This is a genomic window from Streptomyces sp. NPDC001750 (genome assembly GCF_042892615.1).
Classification (GTDB): domain Bacteria; phylum Actinomycetota; class Actinomycetes; order Streptomycetales; family Streptomycetaceae; genus Streptomyces.
Window position 1 is genome coordinate 31,214 of the sequence record NZ_JBIAUE010000010.1, and the last position, 16,081, is coordinate 47,294.

Sequence of the window (16,081 nt, forward strand, 5' to 3'; positions counted from 1 at the left end):
GTCGTCGCGACGGTCGCGGCCGAAGGACGGGCGGTCGTTGTCCCGGCGGAAACCACCCGACGAACGATCGTCACGACGCTGGAAACCACGGTCACCGCCACGGTCGTCACGCCGGTCGTCGCGACGGTCGCGGCCGAAGGACGGGCGGTCGTTGTCCCGGCGGAAACCACCCGACGAACGATCGTCACGACGCTGGAAACCACGGTCACCACCCCGGTCGTCACGCCGGTCGCGGTATCCGCCGCGGTCGCCGCCCCGGTTGTCCCGGCGCTCGAAGTTGCCGCGCTCGTCGCGCCGGTCGTCCCGCGCCGTGGGCTGCTCCGGCACGGAGACGGCTGCCTCGATCGCGGCCTCGGCCTCCGCGGCGGCCTCGGCGATCGCGGCCTCGGGGTCCTCGCCCCGCTCGCGCGCGGCCCGCGCGACCAGGCGGTCCGCCTCCTCTCGCAGCTCGCCGGCGCGGCGCTGGACGCGCTCCAGCTGCCTGGTCAGCTCGACGACCTCGCGCTCGGCCTGCTTGGCGGCGTTGGTCGCGGAGTCGGCCTGGACCTCGGTCAGCGAACGGGCGCCGGTGATCTCGGCGACCTCCGGGTCGAAGGCGCCCGCGCCGCCCACGATGTGGCGCGAGGCCTCGACGCCCGCGTCCTCCATGAGCCGGAAGATCTGGCGGCGCTGGTGCGGCAGCGCCAGCGAGACGACGACACCGGACTTGCCGGCCCGGGCCGTACGGCCCGAACGGTGCAGGTAGTCCTTGTGGTCGCCGGCCGGGTCCACGTTCAGCACCAGGTCGATGCCGTCGACGTGGATGCCGCGAGCGGCGACGTCGGTCGCGACGAGCGCGTTGACGTAACCGTCCTTGAAGTCGGCGAGCACGCGGGTACGGGCGCCCTGCGTCATGCCGCCGTGGAGGGCGTCCGCCTTGACGCCCGCCGCGAGGAGCTGCTCGGCGATGCGGTCCGCGCCCAGCTGGGTGCGGACGAAGATGATGGTGCGGCCCTTGCGGGCGGCGATGGCGGAGGTGACCGGCGCCTTGTCCTTCGGCTTCACGACGAGGACGTGGTGCGTCATGGTCGTGACGTTGCCCTGGGCGCTGTCGACCTCGTGGCTCACCGGGTTGTCCAGGTAGCGCTGGACCAGGGTGCCGATCTCGTTCTCCATCGTCGCGGAGAAGAGCATGCGCTGACCGCCGGCCGGGATCTGGTCGAGCAGCTCGGTGACCTCGGGCAGGAAGCCCAGGTCGGACATCTGGTCGGCCTCGTCGAGGACGGCGACCTGGACGTTCTCCAGGGAGCAGGCACCCCGGTTGATGATGTCGCGCAGTCGGCCCGGGGTGGCGACGAGAATGTCGACGCCGCGCTCCAGGGCGTAGATCTGGTTGCCCATCGACGTACCGCCGCAGACGACCTTCATCCGCAGGCCGAGCACGTCGCCGTACGGCTGGAGCGCGTCCGCGACCTGCATCGCGAGCTCACGGGTCGGGGTGAGGATGACCGCGCGGGGCTTCTTCTTCTCCGTGTGGCCGTCGGCCAGCGCGGCCAGCGTCGGCAGGCCGAAGGAGAGGGTCTTGCCGGAACCGGTACGGCCGCGGCCCAGGATGTCCTTGCCGGCCAGGGCGTCCGGGATGGTCGCGGCCTGGATCGGGAAGGGCGTGGTCACGCCGTTCTGCGCGAGCTTGCGGACGATGCCCTCGGGCAGGCCCAGGTCGGCGAAGGTGACGGTCGGCCCGGCCTCGTCGGCGGAGTCGTCGTCGGCCCGCTGCGCGCGGGAGTCGGCGGCTTCCTCGACGAGCCCTTCGCCGCTCTCGACGAACTCGCCGGCACCGGCGAACTCCTCGTCAGCGACGTTCTCGACGTCCTGGATGTTCTCGACGCTCTCGGGCATGACGGCGCGGTCAGAACTGGAAATTGACATGCGAAATGCGAAACCTTCCGGAGTCTCGGCACGCGCCCGTAACTCCGTGATTCGCAATTTCGACCGCCTCAATGCGGTCCAGCCACGGCAAGGGAGAGTACGCGCCACACGGCGCGCTTCTGTTTCGGCGCCGGGCAATGGGATCAAACGATCTACCACCATACGCACTCACCCCCACATCACGCAAACCGCCCTCCATCCGCCCCCACCGCGCCTCCTCGCTCCCGGCCGCCCGCTCCCCGGAACGGCGGTTTCTCCGGGGCGTTGATCCCGCCGGAACGCCCCGGCTACGCCGGTTCCTCCTGGGCCGCGGCCTCCGGCGTCCGCAGCTCCGCCGCCTCGCTCGGCAGGCTCATCGCGTAGGCACGGGGCTCGACCGCCGAGGAGGCGGACGGCTGCGGCGCCGGCTCCGAGGGATCCGGTCGGGGCGAGGCAGGCGGCTCGGGGGCAGGCGGCTCGGACGGCGACGGCGTGGGCTCGGGCCGCTGCGGCACCTCGGGGCCCGGCTGCGAGGGCTTGGGCTCCGGCTGTCCGCCGCCCCACCCCGGCGCCGGAGCGCCCGGCTCGGCCGGTACGCCCGCCTGCTCGCTCCGCTCCGCCCTGGGCCGGGTGCCCGGCGAACCCGACGGAGCGGCGGAACCGCTCGGCCGCGCGGACTCGGCCGCCTCCCGCTCGGAGTGCGCCTCGGCACGCCCTCCCCCGGCACGGGAGCCGCCCGTGCCGGACACCGTGTCGCCGTCCGGCTCGGCCGCGCTCCCCTTCGGGTCGGACGAGGGCTTCGACGGCGGCTTGCCCCCGTCGTCGCCGATGCTCATGCAGCCGGTGGACGTGGCGACCGTCACCGCGATGACGGCCGCCCAACGGGCGGAAGAGGACAACTGGCGCACGGGCGGTACCTCCGGAGGTGCGGGGAGAGGCGAGAGGGAGAAGACACGGAAGAGGAAGCGGGACGGGGAGGGAGAAGAAGGACAAGGAGAAAAGAGGGAAAGGGGGAAGGAGGCGCGGACGGAGCGGCACGGCGGAGCCCCGGCTCCGCGCCCAACGTGCCCAACTCCCGTTGCCCCGCCGGGGACACGCCTCTCGCCCCGCCCACGTGCCTCCCGCACGTCACCCGCACCGCACGCGTGTTTCACCGCCGCCCCGCGCGCACTCTCCGCCTGCCCGCCACGCCCCGACCACTAGGGCGTGTTTCGAAAGTCCCGTCCGGCCCGCGACGCCCGGCACGGCGCCTCGCCGCGTTGTCGGGGTCGTCCACGTACGCCCCGTACGAGGACGACCCTCCGCCTTGCGATGCACCGCACCAGACGCCGCGGGCCCCGCCCTTCGGGCGAACGACGCTACTTTCGAAACACGCCCTAGTGCTGTGACCGGGAAGGTTCACCGGCTCGCGATGCCCGGCACGGCACCTCGCGGTGTTGTCGCATCACCCGCGTACGTCCAGTACGCGGACGATGCTCCGCCTTGCGATGCACCGCGCCGGACGCCGCGAGCCACCCGGCAAACCTTCCCGGTCACAGCACTAGCAACGCGCACCCACCGCACGCGACGCGCCCCGGCCAACCTCGACACGCGACCGCACGCGCCCGTCCATACGCACCACACACCGCGCGTACGCCCGCATACGCGACGCGGTGCACCTCGGCGCGCCCGGCGGACACACACCCGGTGGGCGCGTGCTCACCCGTAACCGAGCGCGTGCAGCCTCTCGTCGTCGATGCCGAAGTGATGGGCGATCTCGTGGACGACCGTGATCTCTGTCTCCGCGACCACGTCCTCGCGCGACTCGCACATCCGCAGCGTCGGCCCGCGATAGATCGTGATCCGGTCCGGCAGCACTCCCGCGTACCACTCGCCGCGCTCGGTGAGCGGCGTGCCCTCGTACAGTCCGAGCAGTTCCGGATCGGCCGGGTCCGGTTCGTCCTCGACGAACACCGCGACGTTGTCCATCAGCCGCGTCAGCTCCGGTGGGATCCGGTCCAGGGCCTCGGCGACCAGTTCCTCGAACTCCTCGCGCGTCATCTCCAGCACGCCGCCATTCTCCCGGTTCTCCCGTACGGCCGCTCACCGCGCCCCGGACGGACGACGGCACGCGGCGGCGGGCGACGGACGAGGTCAGCGGCCGTCCTCCGCCGGACCGCTGCCGCGCCTATTCGGTTTGGCCGACGCCGAAACGCCGTAGTACAGTCTGCGTCGTGCCCAAGGGCGCCGGTCAGGGCTTGACCGTTCTGAGATCCCGGAGATCATCTGCCGAAGATCGAAGAAGAAGCGGAACCCCTTGGGGCGAAGCAGCAGTGCCAGTAGTTAGGCCCTCATCGTCTAGTGGCCCAGGACGCCGCCCTTTCAAGGCGGTAGCACGGGTTCGAATCCCGTTGGGGGCACGCACAACCTTGTGCGACACTTAGTCGCACAAAAGCTTGGTCCTGTGGAGCAGTTTGGAGTGCTCGCCACCCTGTCAAGGTGGAGGCCGCGGGTTCAAATCCCGTCAGGACCGCTGCAGCTCCTGTGAGCTGCGTGGCTGGGTAGCTCAGTTGGTACGAGCGATCGCCTGAAAAGCGATAGGTCGCCGGTTCGATCCCGGCCCCAGCCACCACTCGAAGGCCCCGTCCGATGGACGGGGCCTTCGCCGTGTCACGCCTCGTCGCAGTCGGCCGCGTTCACGCCGTCGGGTCCCGTCTCACCGCCCCGTCCGGCTTCGCCGCCCGGTCCGGTCTCGTCGGCCGTACGTCGGCCGCGCCAGGCTCGTACCGCCAGGAACAGCAGCACCACCACGACCACGGCCACCAGGGCCGAGCCGTCCGACACCCGTTCCCCGACACGCTGGGCCCACTGCTCGACGGCGAACGACTGGTCCACGCCCAGCAGCCCGGGCAGCGCGGTCGTCCCGTCGTACACCAGGAACAGCACGCCGAGACCGATGAAGAAGAGCCCGGACAGCAGCGTCGTGGTGTGCAGTTCGAAACGACCGAGCCGGAAGGCGCGGCCACGCAGCCAGGCCCGGCGGCCCAGCTCGAACCGCTCCCAGAGCAGCGCGAGCAGGAAGAGCGGGACCGCCATGCCGAGGGCGTAGACGGCGAGCAACAGCCCGCCGTAGACCGGGCTGCCGCTGACCGCCGCCACGGTGAGGACGCTGCCGAGGATCGGTCCCGCGCAGAAACCGGCCAGTCCGTATACGGCGCCCAGCGCGTACACCGAGACGGCGGTGGTCGGACGGATCCGGCCGCTGAGCGCGGCGATCCGGCGCGAGGCGAAGCCCAGGCCGACGATCTGCGCGACGCCGAGCACGATGATCAGCCATCCGGCGCCGAGGACGAGCGCGTCGCGGTGGCTGTAGAAGAGCCGTCCGGCGTACGAGCCGGCGGCGCCGAGCGGGACCAGGGTGGTGGCCAGACCGGCGTAGAAGATGCCGGTGCGGGCCAACAGCCGCGAGGCGGAGTCGATGGAGTACGCGAAGAAGGCCGGCAGCAGCAGGGCGCTGCACGGGCTGACCAGGGCGAGCAGCCCGCCGAGGAAGGCCGCGAAGTAGCCGATGTCGGCCGTCATTCCGTGCCGCTTCCGTCGTCGGCGGCCCCGGTGCCCTGAGGCCGGGGCGTGGAGGCGCGGGCCTTCTCGGCCGCAGCCTCGATGACCTGGACGAAGGTCTCCGTCGGCTGGGCCCCGGCGATCGGGCGACCGTTGATCAGGAACGACGGGGTGGAGGCCGCGCCGATCTGGTAGCCCTGTTCCTGGTCCTTGCTCACCGCCGCGGAAGCGGCCGGGCTGTCCGCGTCGCGCGCGAACCGTTCGAGGTCGGCGACTCCGGCCTGCTGGGCGAGGGCCTTCAGCTGGGCCTTGCCGAACCCCTTCTCCATCACGCCCTCGGCGTACGCGGCGCGGTGGAACTCCCAGAAGCGGCCCTGCTGCCCGGCGGCCCAGGCGGCGCGGGCGGCGGCCTCGGACCCGGCGCCGAAGATCGGGAAGTTGCGCCACTCGATGCGCAGGGTGCCGTCCTCGACGTACTTCTTCACCAGGGCGGGTTCGGTTTCGCGGGCGAACTTCCCGCAGTAGCTGCACTTGAAGTCGGCGTACTCGATGAGGACGACGGGCGCGTCCACCCGGCCCAGCGCGAGCCGGTCACCGGCATCGCGCCGGGCGAGCTTCTCCAGCTCCGGGTAGACCTCGGCGTCCGGGTCCGCGGTGACATCGGCGGCCGAGGAGGAGGGCTCGGAGCGGTCGGGGGCGGTGGCCTGGTAGGAGACGAAGCCGAGCGCCGCGGCGGCGATCACGACCGCGGCCCCGTAGAGCAGCGGCTTCCTGCGGAACGTGCGCGACGGCTTGGCTCCGGGCCGGGGAGCGGGCTTGGACGCGCGCCCGGACTTGGAACTGGAACTGGAACTGGACATGCGGAACTCCGTACGGGTGGCGTGGAAGGAGAACGGGACGGCTGGCGGGGGCCGCCGTCTACACCCTCAGTACGGAGAGCTCCACGGGAGTGGGCGCGGCGGGTGCCGGGCCTCTCGGTCGTATCCGGACGCGCGGACCAACCGGCTCCGGGCCGGTCGCGACGGGCAGGCCCCATTCGGCGAGACCGGGTGCATGGTCGGACCCGGCGCGGGCCCGCCCCGGCAGGGCGGGCGCGTCGTCCGCGTTCCTGCTCTTGCCGCAGCCGGGGACGGGGTCGGGGTACGAATCCGAGTCCGGGGCCATGACCGCGTCGGCATCAGTGGCAGTCAGAGTGACAGCGGCAGTGGCAGTGACAGACGCGGCCGCGTCCACCGCCTCGGTGTCCGCGGAAGCCCTCCCGTCCGCAGAAGCCCCCGCGTCCCCGGAAGTCCTCGCGCCCCCGTCGGTCTCCGCGCCCACGGCCGCCCGCGCGGCCGGTCGGTCGTCGCCCGCGGCAGCCGCTCCCGGACCGCAGAACAGCGCCAGTACGACCGCGAGCACCGCCGTCAGGCAGCACCACTGCGCACGGGACACGGACACGAACACGGCGACCGGCCTTTCCGGACGGGAGCGACGGGGAGCGACGGGGTGACGGGGCGACGGAGCGACGCGCGGCAACGGGTGATCAGCTGCCGAAATGGTACGTGCTGTCGTCCCGCGCCCCCCGTGCCGTGGCACACGGCTCCCGCACCACCGGGCCCGTACGGCTCACGCACCGCACCACGCCCGGCTGCACGCCGCCGAGAGGTATGGGCTCACGTCCTGCCCTCCCGCTCGCGCGCCGCCGCGCCACGCCGGTACCGATGCCGACACCGTGACCCGGACCGCACGAAATACGTTCGCCGTTCCTCGGGCCCGAATGAGATCCTGGGGTCCGTATGTCTACTTCCTTCGCCGATCTCCAGTCCCGGCTCGAAGAGCTCTCGCTCCGCGACGCCCACCGGCTCGGCCGCCGTCTCGATGGGGCGCGCCGCATCCGCAAGCCCGAGGCCCGGCAGGCGGTGCTGGACGAGATCGCCACCGAGGCCGGAAAAGCGGCCGAACGGCTCGTGCTGCGCGCCGGGCGGGTCCCCGCCGTCTCGTACCCGGAACAGCTCCCGGTCAGCCAGAAGAAGGACGAGATCCTGGAGGCGATACGCGATCACCAGGTCGTGATCGTGGCCGGTGAGACGGGCTCCGGCAAGACCACGCAGATCCCGAAGATCTGCATGGAGCTGGGGCGCGGCGTCCGGGGCATGATCGGGCACACGCAGCCGCGCCGGATCGCGGCCCGTACGGTCGCCGAGCGCGTCGCCGACGAACTGCGGACCCCGCTGGGCGAGGCGGTCGGCTGGAAGGTCCGCTTCACCGACCAGGTGAACCCCGACGCGACGTTCGTCAAGCTGATGACGGACGGCATCCTGCTTGCCGAGATCCAGACGGACCGCGAGCTGCGCGCGTACGACACGATCATCATCGACGAGGCCCACGAGCGCTCGCTGAACATCGACTTCCTGCTCGGCTATCTGGCCAGGCTGCTGCCCAGGCGTCCGGACCTGAAGGTCGTCATCACCTCGGCGACGATCGACCCCGAGCGATTCGCGCGCCACTTCGGCGAGGCCCCGATCATCGAGGTCAGCGGGCGTACCTACCCCGTCGAGGTGCGCTACCGCCCGCTGCTGGAGGAAGCCACTGAAGACTCTGCCGACGCCGACCGGGACCAGATCACCGCGATCTGCGACGCCGTCGACGAGCTCCAGTCCGAGGGCCCCGGCGACATCCTCGTCTTCCTCTCCGGCGAGCGCGAGATCCGCGACACCGCGGACGCCCTGAACAAGCGGAACCTCCGCCACACCGAGGTGCTGCCGCTCTACGCCCGCCTCTCGCACGCCGAGCAGCACCGCGTCTTCCAGCGCCACACCGGCCGGCGGATCGTGCTGGCGACGAACGTCGCCGAGACCTCGCTGACCGTCCCCGGCATCAAGTACGTGATCGACCCGGGCACCGCCCGGATCTCCCGCTACAGCCACCGCACCAAGGTCCAGCGCCTCCCGATCGAGCGGATCTCGCAGGCCAGCGCCAACCAGCGCAAGGGCCGCTGCGGCCGTACGTCGGACGGCATCTGCATCCGGCTGTACTCCGAGGACGACTTCCTCACCCGCCCGGAGTTCACCGATCCCGAGATCCTGCGCACGAACCTCGCCTCCGTCATCCTCCAGATGACCGCGGCCGGCCTCGGCGACATCGAGCGGTTCCCCTTCATCGACCCGCCGGACCACCGCAACATCCGCGACGGCATCCAGCTCCTCCAGGAGCTCGGCGCGCTGGAGCAGGGCGAGAAGCCGGCCCAGGAGGCCCGCGCGGGCGAGCGGGAGGGACGGCCCGAGGGGAAGAAGGGGCAGCGCCTCACCCCGCTGGGCCGCAAGCTCTCGCAACTGCCGGTCGATCCGCGTCTGGCGCGCATGGTCATCGAGGCCGAGCACAACGGCTGCGTCCGCGAGGTCATGGTGATCGCCGCCGCGCTCTCCATCCAGGACCCGCGCGAGCGGCCCGCGGAGAAGCAGACGCAGGCCGATCAGCAGCACGCCCGCTTCAAGGACGAGACCTCCGACTTCCTCGCGTTCCTGAACCTGTGGCGGTACATCCGCGAGCAGCAGAAGGAGCGCGGCTCGTCCAGCTTCCGCCGGATGTGCAAGCAGGAGTACCTGAACTTCCTGCGCATTCGCGAATGGCAGGACATCTACGCGCAGCTGCGCACGGTCGTGAAGCAGATGGGCATCCAGCCCAACACGGAGGACGCGCCCGAGCAGTCGGTGCACGTCTCGCTGCTGGCCGGGCTGCTCTCGCACATCGGGCTCAAGGACACGGAGAAGAACGAGTACCTGGGCGCCCGCAACGCCAAGTTCGCGGTCTTCCCCGGTTCGGCGCTCTTCAAGAAGCAGCCGCGGTTCGTGATGTCGGCCGAGCTGGTCGAGACGTCCCGGCTGTGGGCGCGGGTCAACGCCAAGGTCGAGCCGGAGTGGATCGAACCGCTGGCCCAGCACCTGCTGAAGCACACCTACAGCGAGCCGCACTGGGAGAAGGACCAGGCGGCGGTGATGGCGTACGAACGCGTCACGCTGTACGGAGTGCCGATCGTCGTCCAGCGCAAGATCAATTTCGGCCGGATCGACGCCGAGACCTCCCGCGATCTCTTCATCCGTCACGCCCTGGTCGAGGGCGACTGGCGGACGCATCACCAGTTCTTCCACGACAACCGCAAGCTGCTCGGCGAGGTCGAGGAGCTGGAGCACCGCGCCCGCCGCCGCGACATCCTCGTGGACGACGAGACGCTCTTCGACTTCTACGACCAGCGCATCCCCGAGCACGTGGTCTCCGGGGCGCACTTCGACTCCTGGTGGAAGCACAAGCGCCGCGACGAGCCGGACGCGCTGGACTTCGAGCGCTCGATGCTCATCAACGAGAAGGCCGGGGCCGTCACCAAGGACGACTATCCGGACTCCTGGCGGCAGGGGAAGCTCAAGTTCCGGGTGACGTACCAGTTCGAGCCCGGCGCGGACGCCGACGGCGTGACCGTCCACATCCCGCTCCAGGTGCTCAACCAGGTCACCGCCGAGGGCTTCGACTGGCAGATCCCGGGCCTGCGCGAGGAAGTGGTCACGGAGCTGATCCGCTCGCTGCCCAAGCCGATACGCCGGCACTACGTCCCGGCTCCGAACTACGCGGAGAAGTTCCTGGACCGGGCCGTTCCGTCCGCCTCCGGCGGCCCGATGTCACAGCAGGAGCCGCTGACGGTCACGCTCGCGCGCGAGCTCCAGCGGATGGTCGGCGTCCCGGTCTCGGCGGACGACTTCGACCTGAGCCGCGTCCCGGACCACCTGAAGATCACGTTCCGGATCGTCGACGAGCGGCGCCGCAAGGTGGCCGAGGACAAGGACCTGGAGGCGCTGAGGCTCCGGCTGCGCCCCAAGGCCCGCCAGGCGCTCTCCAAGGCCGCGGCGGCCACCGCGGGCCCCTCGGGCGAGTCCGTCGAGCGTTCGGGCCTCACGGACTGGACGATCGGTACGCTGAACCGGGTCTTCGAGACCCGGAGGGCCGGCCAGCCGGTCAAGGCGTACCCGGCCCTGGTGGACCAGGGCGCGACCGTGGCCGTGCGTCTCTTCGACACCGAGGCCGAGCAGCAGCGCGCGATGTGGCTCGGCACCCGCAGGCTGATCATGCTGAACGTGCCGGTGAACCCGGCGAAGTTCGCCTCGGACAGGCTCTCGAACCAGCAGAAGCTGGCGCTGTCCGCCAATCCGCACGGTTCCGTGCAGGCGCTGTTCGAGGACTGCGCGACGGCCGCCGCCGACCGGCTGATCGGCGCGCACGGCGGCCCCGCCTGGGACGAGGAGTCGTACCGCAAGCTGTACGACAAGGTGCGCGCCGACCTTGTCGCGCTGACCGAGCACACCGTCAAGCAGGTGCAGCAGGTGCTGGCCGCCTGGCAGGCGTGCGAACGGCGGCTGAAGGCCACGAACAGCCTGGCCCTCGCCGCCAACGTCGCCGACGTGCGCAAGCAGCTCGCGGATCTCGTACCCGCGGGCTTCATCACCGCGACCGGGCTGCGCAGACTGCCCGACCTGATGCGGTACCTGGTCGCCGCCGACCGCCGGCTCCAGCAGATGCCGACGGCCGTCCAGCGCGACACCACGCGCATGGAGAAGGTGCACGAGATGCAGGACGAGTACGCCTGGCTGCTCGAACAGCTGCCCCAGGGCAGGCCCGTTCCGCAGGAGGTCCTGGACATCCGCTGGATGATCGAGGAGCTCCGGGTCAGCTACTTCGCGCACGCCCTGGGGACGGCCTACCCCGTCTCCGACAAGCGGATCGTGAAGGCGATCGACGCCGCGGCCCCCTGAGCTGGAGCGGGCGGCCGGAGCGGGCGGCCGGAGCGGTGACGGAGTGATCACCAGGAGCGAAGTCGACCGGACCCTCCGACCTGCTGTACAGTCTGTCTTCGCAGCCAGCCGCAAGGCAGCAGCGAAAACCTGGTCCTGTGGAGCAGTTTGGAGTGCTCGCCACCCTGTCAAGGTGGAGGCCGCGGGTTCAAATCCCGTCAGGACCGCAGTACGAAAGCCCGGATCCCTCGGATCCGGGCTTTCGCGCGTTCCGGCACGGTCGCCACCGACGACCACCCGGCCGACGGATCCGCCCCACCCACCCCGTCGTCCGCCATCCCCGCCCCCACCGCATCGGCCTTGAGCCACTACGCCGACCGGTCACGGCCACTGCAACAACCCCGGCCGCGGTCGCTCAGTAGCCGACACACCGTCAGGACCGCCTGAAGCCCACCACGGGGCCCGTGACGGCCTTTGAGGGCGGGTCGGCAGAATTCCTCCACCCTGCCCCCACAGGGCGCCAGAACGGCGATTCCTGGATCCAGGACGAAAGTCCCCCGACCGAGTGACCAACAGCAGGGCAATCCACACCCCGAAGGTGGCAGGCTCGAAGTGACGCGACTCATATGGTGTGACGGGAGTCACTAAATGAGTTTTGCGAAGAGGTGATCTTACGCCCTTCCTACAACCGCCGAATTTAATATGTGCAATTGCACCTGCCTGATGGCGGCGACGAAGGAGAGCGGCGGGTGCGGCACGAAAGCCGCCCGGGGGATGCCGCCGAATACCCCCGACCACCCTGACCCGACTTCTCCGGAAAGCCCGGCAACGGCCCCCGGAATCCCGTACGGAGGCACACGGTTCGACCCGCGTTCCCGCCTTGTAGCCAACCGGCCGCCCGGTTTTCAACAGCCCGGAACGGGCCCCTCGGCCCCCGGGCGACCCGGCACCGGCACAACGGCCGGCATCTCAGGAATCACGGGACTCCGGAGCTCCCGGCCCGCGCAGCTTCGAGACCCGGGAACCCCGGGGGCGCCACGGGCGGAACGCACGACGCCGCCCCGGAGAAGAAGCCCGAAGGGGCCTCTCCCGAGGCGGCGGAGCACAAAAAGAGATCGCGCCGGACCCGGCGGAGTCCAGCGCGATCGAACGACGTACCCGTATTGCACAGGTATGGCGCCCGTTGGGGCGGGCGCCCGTCATGTGGAGCCATGGGCGGGTCTGTACGGGCTGGGGGACCCGGGAACCCGGTTGTGACGCGGCGGCAGGGGGCGTGTCAGGCCTCGCTGCGCTGCTGCGGAATACCCGCCAGCAGTGCGCGGACCTCTGCCTCGCGGTAGCGGCGATGCCCACCGAGCGTGCGGATGGACGTGAGCTTCCCCGCTTTCGCCCAGCGGGTAACCGTCTTCGGGTCCACGCGGAACATCGTGGCGACCTCAGCCGGGGTCAGCAGCGGCTCGGCATCAGGGGTGCGAGCGGTCATGAGCGGCCTCCTCGGGAGAACCGAACCAATCTCGGTTCTTTCCTCTAAATTCTGCACCTTGACCCGCGTTGCCCGAAATGGCAGACGCGGGCCGAGTCGGTTATAGGACGAACGGCTTGTCCTCGGCACTACAACTACACCATCCGTCCAGCCACGTCGGCCAAACCGATGGAATTGCCCTCCCAGGTGTTCATCAGCGACGGAAGCCGATGGACCATGCCATAGCGGACGGTCACGCAGCCGTGACGATCAGTCACAGAGCGATCAGGAGTCACCAGACCCCCCATAGCGTGCAATGCAGAGCAATCCGCCCTCAGTTGGACGGAAGGAGCCCTCCCCGGACTCCTTGTCCTATTTTGGCACGAGGAGTAGGGAAGGACGCAAGAGCCCAGTTAGTGCAATCCATCACGCTTGAGAAAAAGGCCCGGTTCAGGACGTAGGTCCCATCGGCCTTTGAGGTATTGTTCCGCCTCTTCATCCCCACGTGTCACACGCCACAAAGGTTCAGACGCGGCAAGGTCGCATTCAGTTCGCGAATTGACGATCTCTTACGGCCCGCCAGCGTTCCGCCAGCCTCCCGTACGCCTCGCTCGCCCGATCGGTGTCACCGGCCCGCAGCGCCTCCACCCCCTCGGCCACGTCGGCGGCCGAATGGTCCGCGGCGAGCCGTTCCGCCGACAGGGCATGCACCAGGCCCGCGTAGTCCAGCTCCACCAGTGCCCGCGGATGGAACTCCTCCAGCCAGCGCCCCACCTCCACGAGCCCCTCGGTCAGCGGCCCCTCGTCCACGGTCTCGCGCAGGGTCCGCAGCGCCCTGGCCAGCCGGCGCCGGGCCTGGACCATCGGCGTCCGGTAGCGCAGCACCGGCGGCTCGCCGCCCTTGCCCGCCGCCGCGTACTCCCGCTCCTCGTCGGAGAAGAGCACGAACCAGCGCACCGGCACCTGCCACAGCGCGGTCAGGATCCAGGGCCTGGCGTCCGGGTTGCGCTCCGCCCACCGCTCGTGGTCCGCGACCGCCTGTCCGCGCACCACCGGCGGCAGCACCGCGTCCAGCACCGCCTCCGGGAACAGGTCCGCCAGCTCCCCCAGGGCCAGCCAGCCGCGCAGCCTGGTCCGCCACGGGCAGACGCACACCACGCCGTCCGCCTCGGCGACGAACGCGTCCGCGCTCTCGTGCGCCGGCACCCCGACCGGCGGCGTGGCCGCCAAGTCCGCGAGCGAACGGCGCAGTTCGTCCTGGGCCGTGGGGATGCGGGCGCGCCCGGCGTAGCGGGCCCAGTGGCTCCGCTCGGGCTCCGGGAAGGCGGCGAGCGGTTCGTACACCCGGAGGTAGGACGCGTACGGGACGAGCACCGAGGACACCACCGACATGCCGTAGATCGTGTCATGCCCGTACTCCTCCGGGGGGTGATCCTCGGCACCGGACCTGATCTACCTACGCGTAGGACTTACGCTCTTGCCCAGTCGGACCCGCCTGCCGGCCGGTCCACGGCCCTCCCCACCTTCAGGAGGGTCCTCCGCCGCTTCGTACTTGGGAGTCACCACAGTGACCGATGTGACCGGCGCGCCTGTCGATGTACTGCACACCCTGTTCCACTCGGACCAGGGGGGCCACGAGCAAGTCGTGCTCTGCCAGGACCGTGCCAGCGGCCTCAAGGCCGTGATCGCCATCCACTCCACCGCCCTGGGCCCGGCCCTCGGCGGTACCCGCTTCTATCCGTACGCCTCCGAGGAGGAGGCCGTCGCGGACGCGCTGAACCTGTCGCGCGGTATGTCCTACAAGAACGCCATGGCCGGTCTCGACCACGGCGGCGGCAAGGCCGTGATCATCGGCGATCCGGAACGGATCAAGTCCGAGGAACTGCTGCTGGCCTACGGCCGGTTCGTGGCCTCGCTCGGCGGCCGGTACGTGACCGCCTGCGACGTCGGCACCTACGTCTCCGACATGGACGTCATCGCCCGCGAGTGCCGCTGGACCACCGGCCGCTCCCCCGAGAACGGCGGTGCCGGCGACTCCTCGGTGCTCACCGCGTTCGGCGTTTTCCAGGGCATGCGGGCCTCCGCGCAGCATCTCTGGGGCGACCCGACGCTCCGTGGCCGAAAAGTAGCGGTCGCCGGAGTCGGCAAGGTCGGTCACCACCTGGTCGAGCACCTGCTGTCGGACGGTGCCGAGGTCGTGATCACGGACGTGCGCGAGGAATCCGTCCGCCGTATCACCGACAAGCACCCCGAGGTGAGCGTCGCCGCGGACACCGAGGCGCTGATCCGCACCGAGGGCCTGGACATCTACGCCCCGTGCGCGCTCGGCGGCGCGCTGAACGACGACTCCGTGCCCGTGCTCACCGCCAAGGTGGTGTGCGGCGCGGCCAACAACCAGCTCGCGCACCCCGGCGTGGAGAAGGACCTCGCGGACCGGTCGATCCTGTACGCACCCGACTATGTGGTGAACGCGGGCGGTGTGATCCAGGTCGCGGACGAGCTGCACGGCTTCGACTTCGACCGGTGCAAGGCCAAGGCGTCGAAGATCTTCGACACCACGCTCGCCATATTCGCACGTGCGAAGGCGGACGGCATTCCGCCGGCGGCCGCGGCCGACCGGATCGCCGAGCAGCGGATGGCCGAGGCGCGCCGCGCCTGACGACCGGGAACGGCGTGGGGCGACAGAGCCCGACATGAAGTGACTATGCGTGACAGGAGCGTGACACAGCGTCCCGCGACCTGTGATCCGTCGGCCGGCGTGAGACTTCTCTCGCCGGTCGGCGGGTCGCATGCCAGGAAGAGGTTAAAATCGCAGTTGACCAGCGAGGACAGGGCTTCTCGCAGGTCCTCTTCCGGGGCGCCCGATACGGGCGGCGTACCGTATGGCCGCGGAAGCAGGTACCGTTAAAGCCCTACGGGCACGGTCTCTCGGATGAGAGGCCGTCCTGAAACATGAACGCGTGTCAAGACTCTGGGGCCGTCGAGCCCCGTCACCGAGGGGGTCGAGCCATGGGGCGCGGCCGGGCAAAGGCCAAGCAGACAAAGGTCGCCCGCCAGCTGAAGTACAGCACCGGCGGGACTGACCTGTCGCGTCTGGCCAATGAGCTGGGCGCATCGTCTTCAAGTCAGCCACCGAACGCGGAGCCGTTCGAGGACGAGGAAGACGACCCGTACGCGCGGTACGCGGATCTGTACAACACCGACGACGAGGACGAGGACGAGGACGACAAGTCCGGTCCTGCGTCAAAGCGCCGCGGCGCTTGACCTCGCGCTGACACATCAACCCGGTCCGGGCTTCCCGGACCGGGTTCTGTGCTACCCCGATCCGGAGACCGCCGGTTCGGCGACCACCGATCCGGTAACCGCTGGTTCGGCGGCTGCCGGGACCCGACGGCCATGGGTACGACGGCCGACCGGGTGACCAGGTAGCCCC

At 70.4% G+C, this 16,081-nt stretch carries 11 protein-coding genes and 4 tRNA genes; 7 read left to right on the top strand and 8 right to left on the bottom strand.

The window, feature by feature from the left end:
* The 3 genes from ACFYY6_RS17485 to ACFYY6_RS17495 all read right to left on the bottom strand — a co-directional run.
* Positions 1 to 1,878 (bottom strand): DEAD/DEAH box helicase (locus tag ACFYY6_RS17485; protein ID WP_389194148.1); only part of this gene is annotated, 1,878 nt, incomplete at its 3' end.
* 317 nt (positions 1,879 to 2,195) lie between these two features.
* Complete coding sequence (locus ACFYY6_RS17490) at positions 2,196 to 2,795, bottom strand: hypothetical protein (protein ID WP_351522597.1); 600 nt, start codon at positions 2,793 to 2,795, stop codon at positions 2,196 to 2,198.
* 790 nt (positions 2,796 to 3,585) lie between these two features.
* A complete protein-coding gene (locus ACFYY6_RS17495; protein ID WP_351517974.1) occupies positions 3,586 to 3,936 on the bottom strand; it encodes a metallopeptidase family protein in 351 nt (116 codons plus the stop codon).
* 277 nt (positions 3,937 to 4,213) lie between these two features.
* On the opposite strand from ACFYY6_RS17495, the gene ACFYY6_RS17500 reads away from it, so the two are divergent.
* From ACFYY6_RS17500 to ACFYY6_RS17510, 3 genes are all read left to right on the top strand, one after another.
* Positions 4,214 to 4,286 (top strand) — tRNA-Glu (locus ACFYY6_RS17500).
* A 38-nt stretch (positions 4,287 to 4,324) separates the two neighbouring features.
* Positions 4,325 to 4,399, top strand: a tRNA-Asp gene (locus tag ACFYY6_RS17505).
* A 22-nt stretch (positions 4,400 to 4,421) separates the two neighbouring features.
* Positions 4,422 to 4,498, top strand: a tRNA-Phe gene (locus ACFYY6_RS17510).
* Positions 4,499 to 4,536: 38 nt separating this feature from the next.
* On the opposite strand, the gene ACFYY6_RS17515 is transcribed toward ACFYY6_RS17510, so the two are convergent.
* Genes ACFYY6_RS17515 through ACFYY6_RS17525 form a run of 3 tightly spaced genes read right to left on the bottom strand, consistent with a single transcriptional unit; the run spans position 4,537 to position 6,873 of the window.
* A complete protein-coding gene (locus tag ACFYY6_RS17515; RefSeq protein ID WP_351517972.1) occupies positions 4,537 to 5,448 on the bottom strand; it encodes a cytochrome c biogenesis CcdA family protein in 912 nt (303 codons plus the stop codon).
* Positions 5,445 to 6,287, bottom strand: coding sequence for a DsbA family protein (locus ACFYY6_RS17520; RefSeq protein ID WP_351517970.1), 843 nt, complete (start codon positions 6,285 to 6,287; stop codon positions 5,445 to 5,447). Before ACFYY6_RS17520 ends, ACFYY6_RS17515 begins: the two co-directional genes overlap by 4 nt.
* A gap of 58 nt (positions 6,288 to 6,345) precedes the next feature.
* On the bottom strand, positions 6,346 to 6,873 hold the full coding sequence (locus ACFYY6_RS17525) for a hypothetical protein (RefSeq protein WP_351517968.1): 528 nt from the start codon (positions 6,871 to 6,873) through the stop codon (positions 6,346 to 6,348).
* A 332-nt stretch (positions 6,874 to 7,205) separates the two neighbouring features.
* On the opposite strand from ACFYY6_RS17525, the gene hrpA reads away from it, so the two are divergent.
* Together hrpA and ACFYY6_RS17535 are read left to right on the top strand one after the other, a co-directional pair.
* Positions 7,206 to 11,207, top strand: coding sequence for an ATP-dependent RNA helicase HrpA (gene hrpA / locus ACFYY6_RS17530; protein WP_389193952.1), 4,002 nt, complete (start codon positions 7,206 to 7,208; stop codon positions 11,205 to 11,207).
* A 131-nt stretch (positions 11,208 to 11,338) separates the two neighbouring features.
* A tRNA-Asp gene (locus ACFYY6_RS17535) sits at positions 11,339 to 11,413 on the top strand.
* 1,049 nt (positions 11,414 to 12,462) lie between these two features.
* Here the strand turns inward: ACFYY6_RS17535 and bldC are convergent.
* Positions 12,463 to 12,669, bottom strand: a complete 207-nt coding sequence (bldC, locus tag ACFYY6_RS17540) for a developmental transcriptional regulator BldC (protein ID WP_003949541.1) — start codon at positions 12,667 to 12,669, stop codon at positions 12,463 to 12,465.
* Positions 12,670 to 13,194: 525 nt separating this feature from the next.
* Positions 13,195 to 14,040, bottom strand: coding sequence for a hypothetical protein (locus ACFYY6_RS17545; protein WP_389193955.1), 846 nt, complete (start codon positions 14,038 to 14,040; stop codon positions 13,195 to 13,197).
* 175 nt (positions 14,041 to 14,215) lie between these two features.
* Here ACFYY6_RS17545 and ACFYY6_RS17550 point away from each other — a divergent pair, with 175 nt between their 5' ends.
* Positions 14,216 to 15,307: a Glu/Leu/Phe/Val dehydrogenase dimerization domain-containing protein gene (locus ACFYY6_RS17550; RefSeq protein WP_351517964.1), complete on the top strand. Its 1,092-nt coding sequence runs from the start codon at positions 14,216 to 14,218 to the stop codon at positions 15,305 to 15,307.
* A 350-nt stretch (positions 15,308 to 15,657) separates the two neighbouring features.
* Entirely contained in the window at positions 15,658 to 15,912 is a 255-nt protein-coding gene (locus tag ACFYY6_RS17555) for a DUF3073 domain-containing protein (RefSeq protein ID WP_073786650.1), read from the top strand.
* Positions 15,913 to 16,081 lie beyond the last annotated feature (169 nt).